Here is a 21,940-nt window from a genome sequence, read left to right as displayed (position 1 = left end):
CTACCGCGCGGGCACAACGTCATTCTGCTGGCAGACCCGCGTGAATATGGACTTCACGAGGTCTACGTAGCGGGTGATCGATTCCCGGGCGATGGGGTTTTCCGGGTACGCGATCATCAGCGTCGTCTCCGTCGGGAAACGCGAGATAAAGATCGTCAGCTGGTAGACCGACTTGCTCTCCGCGTAAAGTCCGATGGGATTACTGACCAGCAGCGGGTTGGTGAACAACTGCGAAAGTGGCGGAGCGCCACCATCGAAGAAGTTGATCATCGGGTGGTACGGCCGGGGCCAGTTCAGCTCCGGCACCAATTCCAGCACCCGGTAGAACGGAACATTCACCAGCTGCCTGCCGCGGTCAAAGGATTCCTGTGCCGCCACGGCGGCAGCACCGAACGTCCCGTCAACCGGCACCGCTATCGGGACCAGCCCCGTGAACCAACCCGTCGTGAACATATCGGCTTCCGCCCGGGCGTCACTCGGGGTGATCCCATAATACGTATCGGTGCCGGTCAATTCACGCTCGGCGAATCCGAGCGCCGCCATCACACCGCCGATGAACCGGGCACCCGCCTCCACACAGATGGACTCGAACGTCAGCGCCTGCTGCTCGTCCAACAGCTGTTCGGTGATGATCGAGGTCCCGGAGGGCACCGAGTGATCCCCCAGTGGCAGAGGGAAATCCGGGAGGCTGCCACGGTTGTTCTCGGCGAACCGAACCCAATCACGCACAGGCTCGGAGTCGGGGGTCAATCCGGAAAGGAATTCGTGCTGGCGGATGCAGTAATCGTCATAGCTGCCCGCGGGCGGAAGCTCGATCGGGGCGCCGCCCTGGACCAGCGCCTTGTATCCCATCAGGATCTCCATGATCAGCAGACGCGCGAAGGTCGCGTCCAGGTGCAGATGGTCGACGCTGAAATAGAAGGTGAAATGGCCTGAGCTCTGGACGATTCCAAAACGGAAGCAGTCCCACCGGAACGGGTCCGGGGTCTCCGAGACCACCAACTCCCGCACTTCGTCGGAGGTCATCTCACCCAGTTTGACCTGAACGAACTCCACGTCTGCCGGATCGGCGATCGTGCGCCGGACGATGTTCTGTTCCTCGTCGAGTGAGAACCAGCTCCGGTACGTATCGTGGCGCCGCAGGTGCGCGTTGATCACGTGACCCATGGCGCGCTTGTCGCACCGGCCCGGCATATCCAGCGTGAAAACGAGCACCCTCGAGAAGTCGAGCCCCTTCGCCGCCTGCCGCAGGTACGTGCGCAAATGCTGCACCTGCATGAAGCTCGGCGGTATCTCGCTGACCGGCGCTTCGAGTGCCTTCGCGTATGACGCCGGTGAAGGCTGCCAGGTAATCACCGACCCCGAGGAGGGTTCCCACTTGTCGGTCAACGACACCGTTACTGGTCCACCACGCATTTTCAATCCCCTTATGACGATGCGACTTCGGATTCCTGCTCGGCCAACTTGTCGTACAGATGCGACGCCAATGAGCGCACTGTCGACACATCGGCCGGACCGATACGGACGCCGGTGTCCGCCTGGATACGGGTACGAATTTCCAGATTGCCCAACGAGTCCAGGCCGTAATCCGGAAGGGACCGGTCCGGGTCGATGGATCGACGCAGCACCAGGCCAACTTGCTCGGCGACCAATTTCCGGAGCCGAGTCGGCCACTCCTCACGTGGCAGCGCGTTGAGCTCGTCGAGGAATTTGTTTGTCTCCGTTTGAGTTTGACCTGCATCCCGGAATGCCTGCGCAAACGGACTGCGCTCGACGAAGTCTGCCAGCCACGATATCCCGGCCATCGGCGCATAGGCGGTGTAAGCCCGGTTGTGCCGAAGCACCGTGTCGAAGGCGTAGGCTCCCTCGTCCGGCCGGATGGCCGCGTCCGCGTTCTCCGCCAGGTGGGTGCCCTGCCCGATCTCCGACCAGGCACCCCAGGCGATGACGGTTGCCGGCAGTCCTTGTGCACGTCGCCAGTGCGTGAATCCGTCGAGCCAGCTGTTGGCCGCGGCGTAGGCACCCTGCCCCGGTGAGCCCACCAGCGCCGCGATCGACGAGAAGGAGCAGAACCAGTCCAGCGGCTGATCGGCGGTGGCCTCGTGCAGGTTCCAGGCACCATGCACCTTGGGCCGCCAGTCACCACGGTCGATCAGCTCGTCGGTGATGTTGGCGAGCGTGGCATCGTGCACCAGCGCCGCGGCATGCAGCACGCCGCGCACAGGCTTCCCGGTCTCCGTGGCGGCAGCCACCAGACGCTGTGCCGTCTCCGGCTCCGCGATATCACCGAGCACCACGTCGATCTCGACGCCGCTGTGCCGGATCTGCTCGATGGCGTCCAGCGCTTCGGGCTTCGGGGCGCTGCGACCGTTGAGGATGATCCGCCCGCACCCGGCCGCTGCCAGTTTCCTCGCCAGGAACAAGCCCAGTCCGCCGAGGCCACCGGTGATCACGTACGCACCCTCCCGGCGGAACGCCGGCGCATGCGACGCCGGGATCACCGCGTCGACCTCTCCCGCCTTCGGCAGGTCCAGAACGAGCTTTCCGGTGTGTCCCGCGGCACCCATCACACGGATCGACTCGGCGGCGTCCTGCAATGGAGATGAGGAGATCTCCGGCAAGGGGAGCACGCCGTCCGCCATCTGCTGATACAGAGCGGTGAGAGTGCGGTAGATCGCCTCCGGCCGCGTCTTCGCGACGAGGACGAGATCGACGGCGTGGAACGACAGGTTGCGGCGGAACGGGAACAGCCCCAGCCGGGTATCTCCGTAGATGTCGCGCTTGCCGATCTCGATGAAGCGTCCACCGAAGGTCAGCAGTTCCACACCTGCCCGCTGTGCGGCGCCGGTGAGCGAGTTGAGCACGATGTCGACCCCGTAGCCGTCGGTATCGCGGCGGATCAGCTCGGCGAACTCCGTGCTGCGCGAATCGTAGACGTGCTTGATTCCCCAGCTACGCAACAGTTCCCGTCGTTCCGTGCTGCCCGCGGTGGCGTAGATCTCTGCCCCCGCGGCACGCGCGATGGCAATCGCCGCCTGCCCGACACCACCGGTGCCGGAATGGATCAGCACCTTGTCGCGTGCAGAGATCCTCGCGAGCTCGTGCAACCCGTACCACGCGGTGACATGCGCACCCGGGACAGCGGCCGCCTCCCTATCGGGCACCTCCGCCGGAAGGGTCGCGGCAAGGTTCGCATCGACCACGACGAAACTTCTCCAGGCGCCGGTGGTCGTCATACCGCCGACCCGGTCACCGACGTGATGCTGGGTCACTCCCGTGCCGACAGCCGTCACCACGCCCGCGAAGTCGACGCCGAGCTCTTGCCGGCCTTCGAAACTCGAGTATCGGCCGTACACATTCAGCACGTCGGCGAAGTTGATGCTGGTGGCCGTGACCGATACCTCGATCTGTCCCGGCCCGGGCGCGACCCGGTCGAATGCGACGAATCCGAGCGACTCCAGATCACCGGGCGTACGAACCTCGAACCGCACGCCTTCGTTGTTCGGTGTCGCAACGGTACTGCGCCAATCGTCGGGGCCGAGCGGACCCAGGTTCAGACGCGCCCGGTACCAGTGGTCATCACGCCACGCGGTCTCGTCCTCCTCCGAACCGGAGACCAGCTCCCCCGCCACATTCTGGGCTGCCGTGTGGCCGTCGACATCGATGTGGGTGACACGCAAGTGTGGGTACTCGGCGCCGATGACACGCACCAAGCCCCGCAATCCGGCCTGCTCCAAGTTGGTCACATCGCCGGGTGCGACGGTCTGTGCGTTGCGCGTCACCACATACAGCCGTGGCGGCTCGCCGGGCAGGTCCACCAACTCCCGGGTTATCCGCACCAGATGGCGAACCTGGTCCGCACCTTGCATGGCGAGCCGATCCGCACCGCCATCGACCTCCGGGGCCGTCACGACGAGCACGCCGTCGAATCCACCGGCCTCCAGCTGGTCATACAGAAGCTTCAGCGCCGCAACACGATCGGTGTTCGGGCGCCACTGGATCAGTGCCACCTCGCTGTCGCGGAGCTTGAGCGAATCGATCAGCTCCGTCGCCCACGGGTCCACGGTCTCACCGGTGCTGACCAGCAGCCAGCGGCGCGGCGCGTTCGATACGGCCTCGGGCAAACGCTGCTGCTGCCACTCGATCGCCAGCAGCCGGTTATTGAGCAGCTGGTCACGCTGCTCGTCATCGGAGGCTCCGGCGCCAAAGCGGAAGCCCCGCACGGCAACCAGGACGGCGCCGTGCTCGTCCAGCAGATCGATATCGGCTTCCACTTCATTCCCGGTCACCCGGGTCACCCTGGTGTAGCAGTACCGGGTGGAACGCGCAGATTCGTATGCGTGCAGACTGCGCACACCCTTGGGGAGCGGCAGCGCGTTCTTGCTGGCTTCCTGGACATCCGGGAGCGCAATCACGGATTGGAAGCAGGCGTCCAGAAGTGCGGGGTGAACGATGTAGCTGCCTTGTTGCGCCCGAACCGACCGGGGCAGCGAGACTTCCGCCAGCACCGACCTGACGGACTCGTCGCCGCGGTATGCCGCGGCCAGGCCCTGGAACGCCGGTCCGTATTGGACTCCCCTGTCGTCGAACGATTCTCGCAGCTCGTCGCCCGCCGCCTGATGAGGGTGCTCCGCGCGCAAGACCGCCAGGTCGTATGTCACGGGTGTGTCGGATGCGCCGCCACGGCCCAAAACTGCCGTGGCGCGTTTGGCGGTATCACCGTCGTCATGGGTTTCCACCACGAACTCGATCACGTCCGGGGACTTCACCGTGCCCGTCGCCGAGATCGGCGTCGCCTCTCCCAGCGTCAGCAGTTGCTCAAACGAAACATCCTCGACCACAGCGTCTTCACCGAACACGGCGGCCGACGCCGAGAGCGCCATCTCGCAGTAGGCGGCACCTGGGTACACCGCGACATGACGGACCTGATGGTCGGCGATCCACGGCTGCGCCTCCGTGCCCACATCGGCCTGCCAGATGTAGCGCTCCGGCTCCTCGGTCAGCCGTACATGTGCGCCGAGCAGGGGGTGAACGGCCACGGTGTGACCGCCCTGGCCCGGCTGCGTCTGTGCGGACAGATCCAACAGATATGACTGGCGGGTCCAACTGGGCAGCGGCACATCCGCCAGCTGCCCGGACGGATACAACACCGAGAAGTCCACCACGGCGCCCGCCGCATACACGTCTCCCACGAAATCTCGGAGGCCATGCGGCAATTCCTGCCCGCGGCGCATAGCAGCCAACGCGACCATCGGGATGTCCACGCTGCGCGCGGTCTGTTCCGCCGGATACACCAGCAGCGGGTGCGGTGCCAGCTCACCGAAAACGCGATACCCGTCATCCAGCGCCGCCTGCACCGCAGCTGCGAAGCGGACCGTGTGACGCAAGTTGTCCACCCAGTAATCGGCGTCCATGATCGGCTTTTCGCGCGGGTCGAATGCGACGGAAGAATACAGCGGCACAACGGGGGTCCGCGGTGTCAGATCTTCGAGGGCGTCGGCCAGGTCATCCAGAATCGGATCGACTTGTGGTGAATGCGATGCGACATCGACGGCCACCTCGCGGGCCATCAAACCGCGATCCGACCATTCGGCGATCAGCTGGCGAACCGTTTCCGTGGCTCCGCCCACAACTGTGGACTGCGGCGAAGCGACCACGGCCAGCACCACATCGTGAATCTCCCGATCAGCCAGCTCGGAGACGACCTGCTGAGCCGGCAGGTCGACGGACGCCATGGCACCGGCGCCCGAGATCCGCAGCATCAATTGGGAACGACGGCAGATGACCTTGACACCGTCTTCCAGCGACAGCGCTTCGGACACGACGGCCGCGGCGACCTCGCCCATCGAATGCCCGATCACCGCTCCGGGCTTCACACCGTAGGAGGCCATCGTGGCGGCCAGCGAGACCTGCATGGCGAACAACGTCGGCTGGACACGATCAATACCCGTAACCGTCTCCGCCGCCGAGACCGCCTCGGTCACCGAGAATCCGGATTCCGCAGCGATCAGCGGCTCGAGGCGGGCGATGGTCGCGGCGAATACCGGTTCCTTGCTGAGTAATTCAGCCCCCATGCCTGCCCATTGCGAGCCCTGTCCCGAGAACAGCCACACCGGACCGCGGTCATCCTCGGCAACTGCGGCCTGATGGGGAGCTTCGTCGTCGGCTACCGCGCGCAGCGCGGCCACCAGTTCGTCGACGCCGGTGGCCACCACGGTGGCGCGTACCGGCCGGTGCGCCCTTCGGCGCGCCAAGGTGTACCCCACGTCCGTAATCGCGACGTCGGCGCGCTCGGCCACCCATTCGGCCAACCTGCCCGCAGTTCGGCGTAGCTCATCAGCAGACGTCGAGGACACCGGGAAGATGAGCTGCGATCCGAGAGGCGATTCCACTACAGGAGCCACAGAAGGCGCCACGGATGGTGCCTGTTCCACCACCGCGTGGACGTTCGAGCCCGACATTCCGTATGCCGATACCCCCGCCCGCCGAGGGCCTTCAGTCTGGCCCGGCCACGGGGTGGCCGATTGCGGCACAAAAAGGTTTGTCTTGAGTCCGGTGAGCTTGTCGGGAATCCCCGTGAAGTGCAGGTTCGGCGGCACGATGCCATGCTCCACCGCGAGAACAATTTTCATCAGCCCCAGCGCACCGGCCGCCGACATGGTGTGTCCGAAGTTGGTCTTCACCGATCCCACCGCGCAGGGCCCGTCAACTCCGTACACCTGAGCCAGGCCCGTGTACTCGATGGGATCACCCACGGGCGTTCCCGTACCGTGCGCCTCGATCAGCCCGACAGTGTTGGCGTCTATGCCCGCGGCGGCCAGCGCCGTGCGACATGCGGCCGCCTGTGCATCCGAGGATGGAGTCGACTGATTCACCGTGCGCCCGTCCTGATTTGATGCCGTACCGCGCACGACCGCCAAGATCCGGTCGCCGTCCCGCACCGCATCGTCCAGCCGCTTCAGCAGGATCATGACGCAGCCCTCGGACATCACGAAGCCATCTGCCTCCCCCGTGAAGGTGTGGCAGCGTCCGGTCGGAGACAGCATGCGCTGCTGCGAGGCCCCGACATACCTGCGCGGCTCCAAGACCAGGTTGACTCCGCCGGCCAGTACCAGATCACTTTCGCCGGCCGCCAAGCTTTGGCATCCCATATGCACCGTCGCCAATCCCGCGGCGCATCCGGCGTCGACCGTCAACGACGGTCCGTGCACTCCCAGTGCGTACGAGATACGGCCCGATGCCATGCAAAAGTTCGTACCCGCAAATCCATAGGCACCGCCGAGATCTCCCGCGTCCGCGGCCACAAGCTGGTAGTCGTTATGAGTCACCCCGACGAACACCCCGGTCTGCGAACCCGCGAGCGTCCGAGGGTTCAAACCCGCATGTTCCACTGCCTGCCAGGACGTTTCAAGCAAAACGCGATGTTGAGGATCGATCGAGACGGCCTCACGCTCGTTGATGCTGAAGAAGTCCGCGTCGAAACCACCCACGTCTTCCAGGAAGGCACCCCACTTGGAGGGCGACTTACCCGGTACACCGGACTCGGGGTCGTAGTACTCGCTCAAGTCCCACCGCGCGGGAGGCACCTCGGTAATGAAGTCCTCACCCCGCAGCAGCGCCTGCCAGAACTGTTCGGGTGACTCGATCCCACCCGGGAGCCGGCACCCCAACCCGATAACTGCAACTGGGGTCACAGACGCGTTTTTCATCTTGCTACGTCCTCCTCGCACACGACAACCTGCCTGGTAGTAGAACCGGAGACAACTAGCAGTAGAACCCGACAGATCTAAAGATAAGGTGCGCGAAAGTAATTCGCGACTCGGGAGATCAGGATCACATTGCCCCGCATCAAGCCGTCTCGCGACATCGCACAATGGCCTCTTTCAAGCGCCCACTTCCCGCCGCATTAACAGCCCATTGATAGCCGGGAAACAAGAAATTCACAATTGAAACAGAGTCCGTAACTATTCGCCACATCGACATTTTCCGGCGATACAGCCGACATCGCGGCGTCCACTGTTACACCTGTTATGTTGATAACAAACATCTTTCATGCACTCCGGCTCTGCTGCACAGAATATTCACAGCGGTTTCCATAGTTTGCGAACGGCTCACATTAGGAGAATATTTAGCGTGATCATCTCTATGAAATATTTATGCTATTTACTCACCGTGAGCCTAAATTCCCCGCCCCCTTCCGTCGATCAAGATCCAATACGGCGCCGGATCAAGATCCGCGCATACTTGTCATTATTTTTGTGACTGGTGAGGTGACCAGGCGCCCCAAGATCCCGGCGGCGTTCACCTCACGCCGAGTCCCCGCGCAGCCTCCGCGGGCATGCCGCGGCCGCTGGGGGAATCAGGACGCTCCGCGCAGCCCCATAGTTAGCTCGCCCGTGTCGCGCGCCGAGCCGAAGTGGGGTACCGTCCCGACCATCACGCGGAACTTAAGTTCCGCGTGGGGCAATGACGCCCATCTCGACCAGCTGCGGCAGTCCCAAAACATAAGACCGTCAGTGCTGTGCCAATCATATTGAGCGCAAAGGGGTTTGGGATGCTTCGTGTGATACGACGGATCTGGATGCCACTGCTGATCGCCGCGATACTGGCGGTGGGCGGATTCGCGGTACTCCGGGTCCGCGGGATTTTCGGCTCGGACTCCTTCATCTCCTCTGCCGACAACAACGCGAAGGATGCCGTCCCGTACAACCCAAAGACACTCGTATACGAGGTATTTGGAGAACCTGGGGCCATGGCCGATGTGAACTACTTCAACGAGGACGCGCAGCCGACACGCGTCGACGCCGTGCAGCTGCCCTGGTCGTTCAAGATCGTCTCGATCTTGCCGTCATTGAGCGGAAACATCGTCGCCCAAGGTGACGGCGACCGCATCGGCTGCCGAATCATCGTCAACGGCGAGGTCAAGGTGGAACGAGTTTCCAACGAGCACAACGCCTACATCTACTGCCTGGTGAAGTCCGCATGAGGCACGGCGGCGGCGATCACGCCGTGCGGCCTCCACGAATCGCGCGGATTATCCGAACCTTGTCGATCCCGATCATCCTCTTCTGGCTGGGCATTGCCATCATCCTCAATGTCGTTACGCCCTCCCTTGATGAAGTGGGCAAGGCACATTCGGTATCCATGTCTCCCAAGGACGCTCCCTCGATGATCGCGATGATGCACACCGGAAAGGTGTTCGGGGAGTTCGACTCCGACAGCTCAGTGATGATCGTGCTCGAGGGAAAGCAGGAGCTGGCGGACGAGGCGCACCGTTTCTACGACGAGATCATCAAAAAGCTGAAGGCCGATCCGGCTCACGTGCAACACATCTCCGACTACTGGGGTGATCCACTTACCGCCTCCGGGGCCCAGAGCGCCGACGGGAAAGCCGCCTACGTTCAGGTGAACCTGGCCGGAGACCAAGGCACCACCCTGGCCAATGAATCTGTCGATGCCGTCCGCACAATCATCGCCGAAACCCCGGGCCCAGATGGTGTACAGGCGTACGTCACCGGTGGCACTGCCGCAAGCGCGGACACGGGAACGGCCGGCAACAAGAGCATGCAGAAGACCACGCTCATCGCAGTGGGCGTCGTCGTCGTGATGCTGCTCTTCGTATACCGCTCGGTGATAACGATGTTTCTGGCGCTGGTGGTCGTCGCGGTGGAACTGATGGCGGGCCAGGGAGTGGTCGCCACGTTGGGCAATCTCAATGTGATCGGGCTGTCGACCTATGCCGTCAGCATGGTCACGATGCTGGGCATCGCCGCAGGCACCGACTACGTGATCTTCCTGTTGGGCCGATATCACGAAGCACGCCAGTCCGGAGAAGACCGGGAGAAGGCCTTCTACACCGCGTATTCCGGCGTGTCGCACGTGATCTTGGGATCGGGGTTGACAATCGTGGGCGCGACCCTGTGCCTGAGCTTGACGCGCCTGCCACTCTTCCGGTCCATGGGCGTGCCCTGTGCGCTGGTCATTTTCGTGATCGTCGCGGCGGCACTCACCCTGGCTCCCGCGGTACTGGCGGTCGGTAGCCGCTTTGGGCTCTTCGAGCCGAAACGCAAACACGACGAGCGCAGCTGGCGGCGTATCGGTGCGGCGGTTGTACGCTGGCCGGGGCCGATTCTCATTGTGACCATTGGGATTGCACTCATCGGGTTACTCACTCTGCCGGGATACACCCCGGGCTACGACGACCGTCAGTACATGCCGGATAACGTGCCCTCGAAGGTCGGCTACGCCGCCGCGGAACGGCATTTCTCGCCCGCCCGGATGAACCCCGAAATGCTCATGATCGAAGCCGATCACGATATGCGCAATCCGGCCGACATGTTGGTCATCGATAGAATCGCGAAGACCGCATTCCATGCCCGCGGGGTGGGCCGAGTCCAGGCGATCACCCGGCCGCTGGGGACGCCCATCGAACACAGCTCGATACCGTTCCAGATCGGTCTGCAGGGCGCAGGACAGATCCAGAATATGAAGTACATGAAGGACCGCATGGCCGACATGCTGACCATGGCCGATCAAATGGGAACCTTGATCGGCACCATGGAACGTGTGTACGACATGATGCGCGAACTCACCGACATCATGCACGACATGACCGGACAGATGAAGGTCATGCAAGGCAAGATGCACGACATGCGCGACCTGATGGCCACTTTCGACGATTTCTTCAGGCCGATTCGCAACTACTTCTACTGGGAAAAACATTGCGCCGATATCCCGATCTGCTGGGCGAGCCGGACGGTGTTCGATGCCCTCGACGGTGTCGACGCGATGGTGGAAGATATGGACGGCATGCTGGTGAACATGGACAAGGTCGATGTCCTGATGCCGCGCATGCTCGCTGAGTTTCCCCCCATGATCGCCATCATGAAGTCCATGCACGGCACGCTGTTGACCATGCACAGCACCATGTCCGGAATCATGAATCAGATGGATGAGAGCACCAAGAACTCCACCCTGATCGGTAAATACTTCGACCAGGCCAAGAACGACGACTCGTTCTACCTGCCGCCCGAAGTGTTCGAGAACGCCGACTTCAAACGCGGATTGAAGATGTTCCTGTCCCCCGACGGGAAGGCCGTCCGGATGACCGTCTCCCATCAAGGGAACCCGGCCTCCGTGGAGGGAATCTCGACCGTCGGCAATATCAAAGAGGCAGTGGCGGATTCGATCAAGGGCACTCCGCTGGAGAACGCCAAGGTCTACTTGGGAGGAACCGCCGCCGCAAACAAGGACCTGCAGGAAGGAGCGAAGTACGACCTCATCCTGGCCGGCATCGCGTCACTGTGCTTGATCTTCATCATCATGCTGCTGGTCACCGGCAGCGTCGTCGCGGCGCTCGTCATCGTCGGCACGGTGGCGGTGTCACTGGGCGCATCCATCGGGGTGTCGGTGCTGATTTGGCAAGATCTATTGGGTATGGACTTGCATTGGTTCGTGGTGCCGTTGTCGGTCATCATCCTTTTGGCCGTGGGCTCGGACTACAACCTGCTGCTGATCGCACGCTTCAAGGAAGAGCTGCATGGCGGGCTCAAGACCGGATTCATCCGGGCCATGGGCGGCAGTGGCAAGGTGGTGACCAACGCGGGCCTGGTGTTCGCGTTCACCATGTGCGCCATGATCGTCAGTGACCTCCGCATCGTGGGGCAGCTCGGAACGACGATCGGCCTCGGACTGCTCTTCGACACACTGATCGTGCGGTCCTTCATGACCCCGGCCATCGCCGCACTGCTGGGCCGCTGGTTCTGGTGGCCGCTCAACCTCCGCAACTACACCACTGCGCGAACACCATGACGAAAAATACTGCTATTCAACGACAACGAACTCCCGGACGGCTGAACAGGTCGTTGGACCTCGCTATCCTGGAGGCGGCATTCATCGTGCTCGCCGAGCAGGGCTACGACGCGATGAGCATGGACGTGATCGCGGCCCGTGCCGGTGTGGGCAAGGCAGCCATCTACCGGCGTTGGTCGTCGAAGGCTGCGCTCACCGCCGATGCCATCCTGCACGGGCGCCCCTCACTCGGGAAGCTCGACGACGTTCCGGATACCGGGAGCTTGTGCGGCGACTTGCATGCTCTCTACGAGGCAAGGGATTTTGGCGACAACGACATCCTCACGGGCAACTTGCTGGCCGGTATCATCGCCGAGGCCGTCAACGACTCCACATTGGCGGCGGCGTTGGACGACCTGCTGGTGTCGCAAACCCAGAAGCGGATGGAACTCGTCTTCGCCCGCGCCGTCGAACGCGGCGAGATAGCCCGCGACCGCGACCTCTCACTGGTCTACGACATACCGCTGGGCCTCAGCCTCACCGCCGCCCTCAAAAGAACTGTCATCGACGAGACGTACATGCGCCGCATGGTCGACGACGTAATCCTCCCCCTGGTTCAGGGCCCTACCGGCCCCAGGTAGAGCTTTGAATCCCTTCTGGCACAATTATTTCTAACTGAAAGTCAGGGCGCTGCGGGAGGTGGATCCACCGGCGGCTGCCGGTGTTGCGTCGACGAGAGCGAACGGCCAGAGACGAGTTCATAGCCGATGAGGCGGGAGCTGTTGGTGACGACCGCGACCGAAGACGCGTTATGCAGTATCGCCGCGAGAACCGGCGAGAGCGCACCTCCGGCACCCACCACCAGCCCGATCGCGTTGACGGCGATCGACATCGCGTAGTTCTGTCGGATAACGGTCACGGCCCGGCCGCCCAGAGCGCGCACGTCAAGCAGCTTACGCAGGTCGTCACTGGACAAGGCGACATCAGCGGTTTCCACTGCCACATCGGTTCCGTTGAGTCCCATGGCAATTCCAATATCGGCCGCCGCCAGTGCGGGCGCGTCGTTGATACCATCGCCGACCATCGCCACGACATGCCCGTCACTGCGCAGCCGGCTCACGGCCTGGAGCTTGTCCTCGGGAAGCACCTCGGCCTGCCACTCTGCGATTCCCAGTTCCTCCGCCACGGCACGCGCCGTCTCGGTGTGGTCGCCGGTCAGCATGACCACCCGCTTGACACCCGATGACCGCAGTGCCGCCAACACCTCGGCGGCCTCCGGACGGATCTCGTCACGCAGACTGATGAGCCCAACGAGGGCGCCGTCCACCGCCAGCAGCAGCGGGGTCTCGGCGCGGCGGCGCAGCTTGGCCACCCACTCGTCGGCCTCCGGGGTCACCCGGACGTTCTCCTTGCTCAGCAGCGCAGGGCTGCCCAACAGGAGGGTGCGTCCGTCGGCACGGGTCCGCATCCCCAGGCCGACCAACACCTCACACTCCTCGTGCGGCGGGATGACGATATGGCGTTCCTCGGTCGAGCGAATGACCGCCTCCCCCAAGGGATGCCGAGCGTGGATCTCGGAGCTCGCCGCGTACGCGAGCACCTGCTCCGGTTCCCAACCCTCTTTGAAGGCGACGATATTCGTGACCACCGGCCGTCCGATGGTCAACGTCCCGGTCTTGTCGAACACAACCGCGTCGACTCGTCCGGCCAGTTCCAGATGCGAACCGCCCTTGATCAGGATTCCCCTGCGGGCTCCGTTGCCGATGGCCGCACTGATGGCGGTGGGAGTGGACAAGCCCACCGCACACGGGCAGGCCACCAAAAGCATCGTCATCGCGCGCCGCACATCCCTCGTCACCACGAGGGTACCGAGCGACAGCAGGAACGAGGCCGGAACGAATCGTCGCGAGAAGTTCTCCCCGACAGTCTGAATCGGGGCCCGGTCACGCTGCGCCTGCTCCACCCGGGTGATGATCCGGCCGATGATCGTCTGTCCGCCGACGGCTGCGGCGCGCACGACGATGCGGCCGCGCATGACGACCGAACCCGCATGCACCTGTCCCCCGGCCACGACACTGACCGGCAAGGTCTCGCCAGTGATGGCCGACTGGTCGACGATGGCATCACCATGCACTATCGTGCCGTCGACGGGAATGGCCACCTGCTCGTGCACCACCACCTCATCGCCGACCACCAGTGATGCCGTGGCGACCTGGACCTCGGTGCCATCGCGCAGAAGCACCCACGAGGTGTCCTGGCTGCCCGACAACAGATCCGCGATGGCGCGACGGGTACGCCGGAGCGTGAGATCCTGCAGATACTCGCCGATGTTGAGCAGCCACAGCACGGTCAGGGCAACTACATTCTCGCGCAGCACCAAACTGGCCACGGTGGCCGCCGACACCAACAGGTCTGTGCCTGCCGATTTGCCGCTGCGTAGTGCGGCAAGTGCACCCCGCAGGAACGGATAGCCGCTGAAAATCGTGACTGCCGTTGCCAATAGCCGGCCCGTGGGCCCCAGCAGCGGCGGCCGCCGCAGCGGATACCGACGGACTCCCAGCACCACGAGGGCCGCACCGCCTACCGCCATGCGCAGCACGTCACCATTGCGCACATCGGACGAATGCGGTTCCCGGGTCAGCGATTCCGGTAACGGGGCATCGAGGGCACCGGCCAGTGCGGCGATGATGTCGTCGGCCGAGCCACTTGCCTTCGAGTACCACACCACCACCGCGGCCGTGCGCGGGTATGCGTGCACGGCACGCACTCCCTGCACATGCTGCAGCGTATCCTCGATCAGCACGGCCCGCCGCACATCGCCGCTGAGCTCGGTCGCGATAGCACGCAGACGTCCGGCCGCGTCCGACACGACGGTGACCATGTGCGGCTCAGTGCTCGTGGTCGTGACCGGCTTCCCCCACCACCGGCGGCGGCGCCTCTTCCCCGATGCGCTCCCGCGCCTCCGCGACGACATCGCCGATCGCCAATCGTGCGCGCTCGGCGCCTTCCTCGGCCTTACGCACACCCCGCAAACCCCAGGCGGTGACGACGACACTGGCGTCGCGGACCGGAACCTTGGCCGCGGTCTTGCGCATGACTTCGTAGGCGGCGACTCCCACCGCACCGGTTGCCACCGTTGATGCGGCCTTCACTAACAGTCCGTGCCATACCATCAGCCAATCGCCTTTCCGCTCAATGTATTTGAGTCACGTTTCATCGCGCGCCGCGGCTCTTTAACGAAACTTACTCTCGATCACGCATCGAGGTGGCCGGTTGAGCCATGATGGTAACGGTTTTCATTATCGATCAGTATGACAGACAGTCCGCTGATTGGCGCGCCGACGTAGCCGCAACACGCGCCTACCGACGAGACCAGCTGCAGGATGTCAGAGCAGAGGGCTCACCTGACCAACATTCAGGGTCTACCCAGCTTCCCGTCTCCGAACCCAGCGCTCACCTTGACCCCGCCGGATGCTCCAGCCCCGTCCAACCCACCGGACATCTGCGGCCCACGCGACCCCGACATCGAAGCCGGCAGCCGGGTCCCGCGCGACATGTTCAACGCAGGCAACTGCCCTGGAGCGACAACCGGGCCATAGGGAGCAGGATGAGGCGACGGCAGCTCCGCCGATGCAGGTGTGGTGGGCACAACGGCAAGCCCGATGAAGATCGTGGCCACACATAATGCTCGAATCATGGAGCCGTTCCTTCGCTTATCCCACGCGGGTCCTCCAACTGCCCGGATGTCATCCCGGCGCCGATTCGAGCGGTATACCCCGTGCCGAGCCCCGCCGATATCTTGGTACCGCGCTGTGGCGGAGGCGATAGTCCAAAGGATGGCTGCGACGGCAGGGCCGCATGATTATTGGGTGCACCCCCGGGCACTGTTACCGGCACGGCGGGCATCGGGTTTATCGGCAGCGGGTCCGCCGCAGCTACCGGTGTCCCGCACAACGAACATGCCAATACTGCTGCCCCGCAGATGAATTTCATCATCAGATCTTGATCGGGTCGCCATAGATGGCGAATTCGGTGTGACCGGTCTCGGTGGACACACGCAACGAAGCAAAGGACCGGACCGTGACATCCCCTCCGCAGGCATCCGCCTTCACATGGACGTTGTCCAAATCCAACGCTGCCGTATTACCCCGCGACAGAACCATATTGCCCAGCGGCAAGTTCACAATGACGCCCGGTTGCACCACGGTTTGCACAAATCCGCTCACTCCAGCGCTGCCTCCCACTCCGACCGTTTGCAAGGGAAGCACGCCGACGTTCACCGACGGTGCGACACCGGCGGATCCGCCGATCTGCAATCCCGATGACACATCGGATTGGCAGCCGAGCTGGTAGCCGATGAGGAAGAGGCTGTCCGTGATCGGGTTGGTGCCACCGGTCGCGGTTGCCGTGCCCGAGAGCGTAATGAAGGCCTCGCGTGAGTTCGTGGCCGCCGCCAGGTTGGGCACGGAATTCACACGTTCGTTGTCCAGCCGGATCTCCAGATGCCATCCGTCCCGGGTGACCCTCGAGTATTGCTGCGGCGCCATATCTTTTGGCTCTGCGAAGGCCGTGGCCGCATCTGTGAGCCCACATGCGGCCATGAAGAAGCCTGTACTTATGAGGCGGGCAATCATGAAATCCGCCATTCCATGCGCAAGCGGGATGCCACCGGGGAAGGAGAGGGAGGCGCCAGCACACGGTGTCGCACGTTCACAAACAACGAGGGTCTATAGACAGGGGCAGAAGTCGCCACAAGAACCGGTCCAATCAGCAGATACGGAGCCGCCCATGCACCCGGTAACGGGCGTCGCACGGCTAGTGAAGGTTTGATACACGCAAGACGGCAGCAATTGCCGTCTCAGCGGCCCCTCAGCGCCGATTGATCCCCAAATACAAAAGTCGTTGCCAGCCAGCATTATCCGAAGCATGCGAAAGTAACGCGCTACGCCGTGTCATCAACAGGACCAGCAGCGCCGCGCCACCAAATGCAAAGACCGACACGGTGAGCGGCAGCCAGACCGGCTGCACAACCAGCCCGTAGCGAGCACGGGTGATGGCCATGCCGTGCTGCACCGGTTCCCAATGATGAACCTCGGCAGTGTCATACAACGATACCGAGGTCGCCGCTTGTACTAAGTCCGAACTCTCGCTGGACAGCAAGCAAGCGCCCCCGGCGAACAAGCACAGGATCGCCAGCACGACCGCGGAGCACAGTCGGTATTTGGGCACCCCGCAACCTTGCATGTCAACGATGGTACCAGGCAAATTTACGCAGCTCCGGGCTCCGGACCCGCTGTCCCCGAAACACCTTCTGTCACAGTTATTTCTGCTGCCACAAGCAGATTGAGGCGTATGCGTCAGCGGTATGGGGGCGTAATCCGACGATTGTGTTCTTCGGCAGCCGTGTAGGCCCAGACCATGCCGCCGATCCAGGTGAAGAACCATAGGATCCACGCGAGACCAGCCGAGAGAAACCCCAGTATGAAGATCATGAAGTTGACCCCGAGCATGATCAGTCCACCACTGACCGTCGAATAGAGCATCCCAAGTGGCCCGAAGAGGAACGAGAGCAGGATCGCGACACCCGAACTCTTCCGTGGGATCGCTGGGCCGTACATCGCGATGTTGACTGCGGGCGGCGGGTAGGGATATCCGGGTGCGCCGTATGGCGGTTGATACTGCGCCGGGACGGGCGCATAGTGCGGAGGTGGCGGGTAAGACAGACTCTGATAGGGCGGGTAGCCCGGATGTGGAATCTCTGGATTCTGCGGATCTGTCACGATGCCCCCTCGGCTCAGAGTCGCAGTCTATGCCCCTACCTCGTCGCCCGCGACACAAATCTGGCGACCGCCTGAGGGTGCGCTGCCGGATGCGTGTGCAGATATGAGGCGTGGATGCGGCCATCCCCCGCCACCACGCCCTCACGACGGATACCGTCGGAGGTGCTCCAGGCCCAGGCGCGATACGCAGCGTCGTCGTGGTAGTCGACCGTGGTGCGATGAAACTCGTGCCCGCTCAACCGTTCTCCCTCGTCGAACAGGACGGAGCCGGTGACAGCCACCGCGTCTCGGTATCCGAGGGAAAGTGAGTCGGTGAAGCGCGCATGCGCGTCGATCACCCCACACATCGGCACGCCATCGAGGTCGTTACACAGGTAGGTGAGCCCCGCGCATTCGGCGTGAATCGGCCCCGGCATGTCACGAACCTGCTGGCGTAGTGATTCATTGGACGACAAGTCGGCGGCGAACTGTTCCGGAAAACCACCCGGCAGCACCAGGGCCGAGGTCTCGTCGGGAAGCGCGTCCCGGCGCGGGTCAAACTCGGCCACCGCCGCGCCCGCCGCAGCCAACAACTCGCGATATTCGGCGTAGCCAAAGGTAAACGCCTGACCGGCGGCCAGCGCTACCACAGGCTCCCCGACCACCCGGGCGCCGACGGCCTCTCCCGGATCCCACGCGGGGGCCGTCACGTCACTGCGGGCGGCGGCGACAATCGCGGGTATGTCGACATGGGCGCCGACCAGTTGTGTCATGGCCTCGATCGCGTCACGTGCGGCCTGGCCATGCTCGATAGCCGTCACCAGTCCCAAATGTCTTGATGGAACAGATATCTCCTCGGTACGCGGCAACGCCCCGAGTACGGTAAGTCCGGCACGGTCGGCTGCCGCCGTGAGGATCTCCCGGTGCCGCGGTGACCCGACCCGGTTCAGAATGACACCGGCGATCCTGATCCCCGCCTCGGCTGCATGCGCCACAAAACCATGCAGAAGTGCAGCCATGCTCTGGCTGTATCCCTTCGCGTCTACCACCAGCACCACCGGTGCCCCAAGCAACGCCGCGATCTGGGCCGTAGAACCCTCCGCATCGCCGATCCGGCCGTCGAAAAGCCCCATCACTCCTTCGATTACGGCGATGTCAGCGCCGTGACAGCCGTGCCCGAAGAGTGGTCCGATCAGATCGCTGCCCACAAGCACGCTGTCGAGATTGCGACCCGGCTTGCCGGTCACCAGGCTGTGATATCCGGGATCGATGTAATCCGGCCCCACCTTGAACGGCGCCACGCGGTGCCCCGCGCGCCGCAGCGCGCCCATCAAACCTGTGGCCACCGTGGTCTTTCCGCTGCCCGACGCGGGCGCGGCGATCACGATCGCGGGAACGCTAGTGGCCACCACGCCCTACCGTCCGATCACCATTCGATACCGCGTTGGCCCTTGCGGCCCTGGTCCATCGGATGTTTGACCTTGGTCATCTCGGTCACCAAGTCGGCAGCATCCACAAGCTGCTGTGGTGCATCACGTCCGGTGATCACGACATGCTGCATGCCGGGGCGACTCCGCAACACCGAGACCACCTCGTCGATATCGACCCAGCCCCACTTGAGGGGATAGGTGAATTCGTCGAGCACGTAAAAGCCGTGTTCCTCCGCGGCCAGTCGCCGCGCGATCTCGGCCCATCCGGCGGCGGCATCGGCGGCGTGGTCGGTTTCGGTACCTGCCCGACGTGACCAGGACCAGCCCGACCCCATCTTGTGCCACTGCACCGAGCCGCCGATCCCGTGCTCATCATGCAGCTTGGCGAGCTCACCGAAGACCGACTCCTCCCCCACTCGCCACTTTGCACTCTTGACGAACTGGAACACCGCGACGTCCGCACCGTGATGCCAGGCACGCAGTGCCATACCAAAGGCAGCGGTGGACTTGCCTTTTCCGGCGCCAGTGTGCACCGCAAGCACCGGGGCATTACGGCGCGCCTTCGTGGTGAGCCCGTCCTCTGGCACCACCAGCGGTTGTCCCTGTGGCATCGAGCCTCCTCCGCTATCTCACGCGGCGGCAGTGGCGCCGCGGACCACGCCGGCAAGCCGGTCGGCATTCAGATGGTCCAGCTGGATCACCGGTGCATCAAGCTGTTGAGCCAGCGTTACCGCCAAATCCATTCTCACGAAGGATGTCTCGCAATCGACCACCACGCAAGCGACCTGCTCGGCGCGCAGCATTCCCGCAGCGCGACGAGTCCGACCCAAAGGGTCCGGACCGCCGGTAGCGCGTCCGTCGGTGAGCACCACGACGAGGGCGCGGCGATGCGGATCACGGCCACGCTCGCGGGAGACGAGATCGCGCGCCGCCAAAAGCCCTTGTGCCAGCGGCGTTTTACCGCCGGTATCGAACTGTTGCAGCTTGCGCCCCGCGATATGCGTCGAACTTGTCGGCGCCAACAGCATCGCCGCTTCCTGACCGCGGAAGGTGATGACCGCAACCTTGTCACGTCGCTGATAGGCATCTCGCAGCAACGACAAGGTGGCTCCGCTGACCGCCGACATCTTCTGGCGTGCCGCCATCGACCCGGAGGCGTCGACCACAAAAATCACCAGATTGCCTTCGCGCCCTTCCCTGATTGCCCACTGCACATCGGAGAGCACCGGTTTGGGTAGCCTGCCAGGCTCGGTCACCCGGCCCGCCGCGGACATCAGCGTGCCGATCACGTGCACCCCGAATCCCTCATCGGGGCTCGGCGCGATCACCTTGCCGGTGCGGTTGCGCGCCGCGGAACGTCGTCCCGGGGCGCCCATGCCAACACCCGGCACCCGGAACGTCTTGGCGCGAAAAGTCGCCGAGGGCGCCGGGCTGGGCCGAGACGGCGCCGGCGTAGACACTGAATCCTGCTGGGAGTCATCGGCTTTGGCTGGATCCGAGGAAGGCTCGGGTGCGCCACCACCGGGACCATCCGGATCGGGGTCTGGGTCATCCCCGCTGGGATCCTGATCCTGCGGCGGCGCGCTATCGCGCATCGCCTGGTCGAGCTGCTCCGGATCCAGGCCCGGCTCGTCGAACGGATCTCGGCGCCGCCGGTGCGGCAGCGCCAGCTCAGCGGCCACCCTGATATCGGCCTCGCCGACCACCTCGGCACCACGCCATGCCGCATGCGCGACGGCGGCACGGGCCACCACCAGATCGGCGCGCATCCCATCCACATCGAAGGCCGCACACAGGGCCGCAATGCGCTGTAACTCCGCGTCGGGCAAGGCGACCCGGGGTAACAACTGCCGGGCATCGGCGATCCGCGCCGCCAGCTCAGCCTCCTCCGATGCGTAACGCGAGACGAACCCGGCGGGGTCTGCCTCGTACGCAAGTCGCCTACGGATGACCTCGGCCCGCACCGGCACCTCCCGGGACGCGTGTACATCCACCGCGAATCCGAAGCGATCCAGCAGCTGCGGCCGCAACTCCCCCTCCTCGGGGTTCATGGTGCCGATCAGTACGAATCGCGCGTCATAGGAATGGGATACGCCGTCACGCTCCACGTGCACCCGCCCCATTGCCGCCGCATCGAGGATCACGTCGACCAAATGGTCGTGCAGCAGGTTGACCTCGTCCACGTACAGCACGCCGCCATTGGCCCGCGCCAAAAGCCCTGGGGAAAAAGCGTGTTCGCCGTCGCGCAACACCTTCTGCAGGTCAAGCGATCCGACGACCCGGTCTTCGGTGGCGCCAATCGGGAGTTCCACCAGACGCCCGCCATCGACAGAACCCAGCACCGAGGTCAGGGCGCGCACCGCCGTCGACTTGGCCGTACCCTTCTCTCCGCGGATCAGCACTCCGCCGATATCGGGGCGCACCGCAGAAAGTACGAGCGCCAACCGCAACTGGTCGTGCCCGACTATCGCGCTGAGCGGGTATCCGGGAACGCCTGTGGTGCTGGTCATTTCCCGGCCATCCAGGTCATGGGCACGTGCGGTATCCCGTCCTCGAGGAATTCGTCACCGGAGACCACGAAACCCAGCTTGCCATACATATCCCTCAGGTGGGCCTGCGCATTCAATCGGCAGGGCGCATCGCCGATCTCGGCCAGCACAGCACGGACCAATCGCGCCGCATGCCCACGGCCACGTTCGCCGGCCGCCGTACACACCCGGCCGATCCAGAAGCCCCCGCCCTCTGGATCCACAAGCACCCGCAGACCACTGACGACATCGTCGTCCTCGTTCGTGATCCAAAAGTGCCGAGTCTGTGGTTCGAGATCGCGACCGTCGAGATCTTGATAGGCGCAGTTCTGACCGACGATGAACGCCTCGGCGCGCAGCCGCAGCAGTCCATAGAGCGTCGTGGCGTCCAGGTCAGCCGACCAAGACCACCGCGGTTGTGCCGGCACGGCCG

16 protein-coding genes are annotated in these 21,940 nt (G+C 63.8%); 3 read left to right on the top strand and 13 right to left on the bottom strand.

From position 1 onward, the window contains the following. Both AC5Y5C_RS16205 and pks2 read right to left on the bottom strand, forming a co-directional pair. A complete protein-coding gene (locus tag AC5Y5C_RS16205) occupies positions 1-1,416 on the bottom strand; it encodes a condensation domain-containing protein (RefSeq protein WP_499973960.1) in 1,416 nt (471 codons plus the stop codon). A gap of 11 nt (positions 1,417-1,427) precedes the next feature. Beyond that, positions 1,428-7,709, bottom strand: a complete 6,282-nt coding sequence (gene pks2, locus AC5Y5C_RS16200; protein WP_499973958.1) for a sulfolipid-1 biosynthesis phthioceranic/hydroxyphthioceranic acid synthase — start codon at positions 7,707-7,709, stop codon at positions 1,428-1,430. Between the two features lie 845 nt (positions 7,710-8,554). On the opposite strand from pks2, the gene AC5Y5C_RS16195 reads away from it, so the two are divergent. From AC5Y5C_RS16195 to AC5Y5C_RS16185, 3 genes are read left to right on the top strand one after another with little or no spacing between them, the layout of a single operon-like run. Next, entirely contained in the window at positions 8,555-8,986 is a 432-nt protein-coding gene (locus tag AC5Y5C_RS16195) for an MmpS family transport accessory protein (RefSeq protein WP_499973954.1), read from the top strand. Further along, positions 8,983-11,811: an MMPL/RND family transporter gene (locus tag AC5Y5C_RS16190; protein ID WP_499973950.1), complete on the top strand. Its 2,829-nt coding sequence runs from the start codon at positions 8,983-8,985 to the stop codon at positions 11,809-11,811. The genes AC5Y5C_RS16195 and AC5Y5C_RS16190 overlap by 4 nt, the downstream gene beginning before the upstream one ends. Next, positions 11,808-12,431, top strand: a complete 624-nt coding sequence (locus AC5Y5C_RS16185; protein WP_499973948.1) for a TetR/AcrR family transcriptional regulator — start codon at positions 11,808-11,810, stop codon at positions 12,429-12,431. The genes AC5Y5C_RS16190 and AC5Y5C_RS16185 overlap by 4 nt, the downstream gene beginning before the upstream one ends. A gap of 41 nt (positions 12,432-12,472) precedes the next feature. Here AC5Y5C_RS16185 and AC5Y5C_RS16180 read toward each other — a convergent pair whose 3' ends face one another. From AC5Y5C_RS16180 to AC5Y5C_RS16130, 11 genes are all read right to left on the bottom strand, one after another. Further along, positions 12,473-14,671 carry a heavy metal translocating P-type ATPase gene (locus AC5Y5C_RS16180; RefSeq protein ID WP_499973945.1) on the bottom strand — a complete coding sequence of 733 codons (2,199 nt, stop codon included), beginning with the start codon at positions 14,669-14,671 and terminating at the stop codon, positions 12,473-12,475. 7 nt (positions 14,672-14,678) lie between these two features. Continuing rightward, entirely contained in the window at positions 14,679-14,963 is a 285-nt protein-coding gene (locus AC5Y5C_RS16175) for a DUF1490 family protein (protein WP_499973942.1), read from the bottom strand. Positions 14,964-15,205: 242 nt separating this feature from the next. Further along, a complete protein-coding gene (locus AC5Y5C_RS16170) occupies positions 15,206-15,487 on the bottom strand; it encodes a hypothetical protein (RefSeq protein ID WP_499973939.1) in 282 nt (93 codons plus the stop codon). Beyond that, positions 15,484-15,786: a hypothetical protein gene (locus tag AC5Y5C_RS16165; RefSeq protein ID WP_499973934.1), complete on the bottom strand. Its 303-nt coding sequence runs from the start codon at positions 15,784-15,786 to the stop codon at positions 15,484-15,486. Before AC5Y5C_RS16165 ends, AC5Y5C_RS16170 begins: the two co-directional genes overlap by 4 nt. Continuing rightward, complete coding sequence (locus tag AC5Y5C_RS16160) at positions 15,786-16,424, bottom strand: MspA family porin (protein WP_499973932.1); 639 nt, start codon at positions 16,422-16,424, stop codon at positions 15,786-15,788. The genes AC5Y5C_RS16165 and AC5Y5C_RS16160 overlap by 1 nt, the downstream gene beginning before the upstream one ends. A gap of 235 nt (positions 16,425-16,659) precedes the next feature. Next, entirely contained in the window at positions 16,660-16,947 is a 288-nt protein-coding gene (locus AC5Y5C_RS16155; RefSeq protein ID WP_499974623.1) for a hypothetical protein, read from the bottom strand. A gap of 200 nt (positions 16,948-17,147) precedes the next feature. Further along, positions 17,148-17,570, bottom strand: coding sequence for a hypothetical protein (locus AC5Y5C_RS16150; RefSeq protein ID WP_499973929.1), 423 nt, complete (start codon positions 17,568-17,570; stop codon positions 17,148-17,150). A 35-nt stretch (positions 17,571-17,605) separates the two neighbouring features. Next, positions 17,606-18,937 carry a cobyrinic acid a,c-diamide synthase CobB gene (locus tag AC5Y5C_RS16145; protein WP_499974621.1) on the bottom strand — a complete coding sequence of 444 codons (1,332 nt, stop codon included), beginning with the start codon at positions 18,935-18,937 and terminating at the stop codon, positions 17,606-17,608. A 38-nt stretch (positions 18,938-18,975) separates the two neighbouring features. Then, entirely contained in the window at positions 18,976-19,590 is a 615-nt protein-coding gene (gene cobO / locus AC5Y5C_RS16140) for a cob(I)yrinic acid a,c-diamide adenosyltransferase (protein WP_499973926.1), read from the bottom strand. An 18-nt stretch (positions 19,591-19,608) separates the two neighbouring features. Further along, entirely contained in the window at positions 19,609-21,489 is a 1,881-nt protein-coding gene (locus AC5Y5C_RS16135) for a VWA domain-containing protein (protein WP_499973924.1), read from the bottom strand. After that, positions 21,486-21,935: a GNAT family N-acetyltransferase gene (locus AC5Y5C_RS16130; RefSeq protein WP_499974618.1), complete on the bottom strand. Its 450-nt coding sequence runs from the start codon at positions 21,933-21,935 to the stop codon at positions 21,486-21,488. The genes AC5Y5C_RS16135 and AC5Y5C_RS16130 overlap by 4 nt, the downstream gene beginning before the upstream one ends. Positions 21,936-21,940: the final 5 nt, after the last annotated feature.

The sequence above is a fragment of the Mycobacterium sp. NGS15 genome (assembly GCF_059813245.1).
This window is presented reverse-complemented; position numbering and strand designations above follow the sequence as displayed.

Coding starts and splice junctions, on each gene's coding strand:
- AC5Y5C_RS16160 (WP_499973932.1), bottom strand. CDS start 16,424: ATGATTGCCCGCCTCATAAGTACAGGCTTCTTCATGGCCGCATGTGGG.
- AC5Y5C_RS16205 (WP_499973960.1), bottom strand. CDS start 1,416: ATGCGTGGTGGACCAGTAACGGTGTCGTTGACCGACAAGTGGGAACCC.
- AC5Y5C_RS16135 (WP_499973924.1), bottom strand. CDS start 21,489: ATGACCAGCACCACAGGCGTTCCCGGATACCCGCTCAGCGCGATAGTC.
- AC5Y5C_RS16165 (WP_499973934.1), bottom strand. CDS start 15,786: ATGATGAAATTCATCTGCGGGGCAGCAGTATTGGCATGTTCGTTGTGC.
- AC5Y5C_RS16190 (WP_499973950.1), top strand. CDS start 8,983: ATGAGGCACGGCGGCGGCGATCACGCCGTGCGGCCTCCACGAATCGCG.
- pks2 (WP_499973958.1), bottom strand. CDS start 7,709: ATGAAAAACGCGTCTGTGACCCCAGTTGCAGTTATCGGGTTGGGGTGC.
- AC5Y5C_RS16175 (WP_499973942.1), bottom strand. CDS start 14,963: ATGGTATGGCACGGACTGTTAGTGAAGGCCGCATCAACGGTGGCAACC.
- AC5Y5C_RS16180 (WP_499973945.1), bottom strand. CDS start 14,671: ATGGTCACCGTCGTGTCGGACGCGGCCGGACGTCTGCGTGCTATCGCG.
- AC5Y5C_RS16195 (WP_499973954.1), top strand. CDS start 8,555: ATGCTTCGTGTGATACGACGGATCTGGATGCCACTGCTGATCGCCGCG.
- AC5Y5C_RS16170 (WP_499973939.1), bottom strand. CDS start 15,487: ATGATTCGAGCATTATGTGTGGCCACGATCTTCATCGGGCTTGCCGTT.
- AC5Y5C_RS16185 (WP_499973948.1), top strand. CDS start 11,808: ATGACGAAAAATACTGCTATTCAACGACAACGAACTCCCGGACGGCTG.
- cobO (WP_499973926.1), bottom strand. CDS start 19,590: ATGCCACAGGGACAACCGCTGGTGGTGCCAGAGGACGGGCTCACCACG.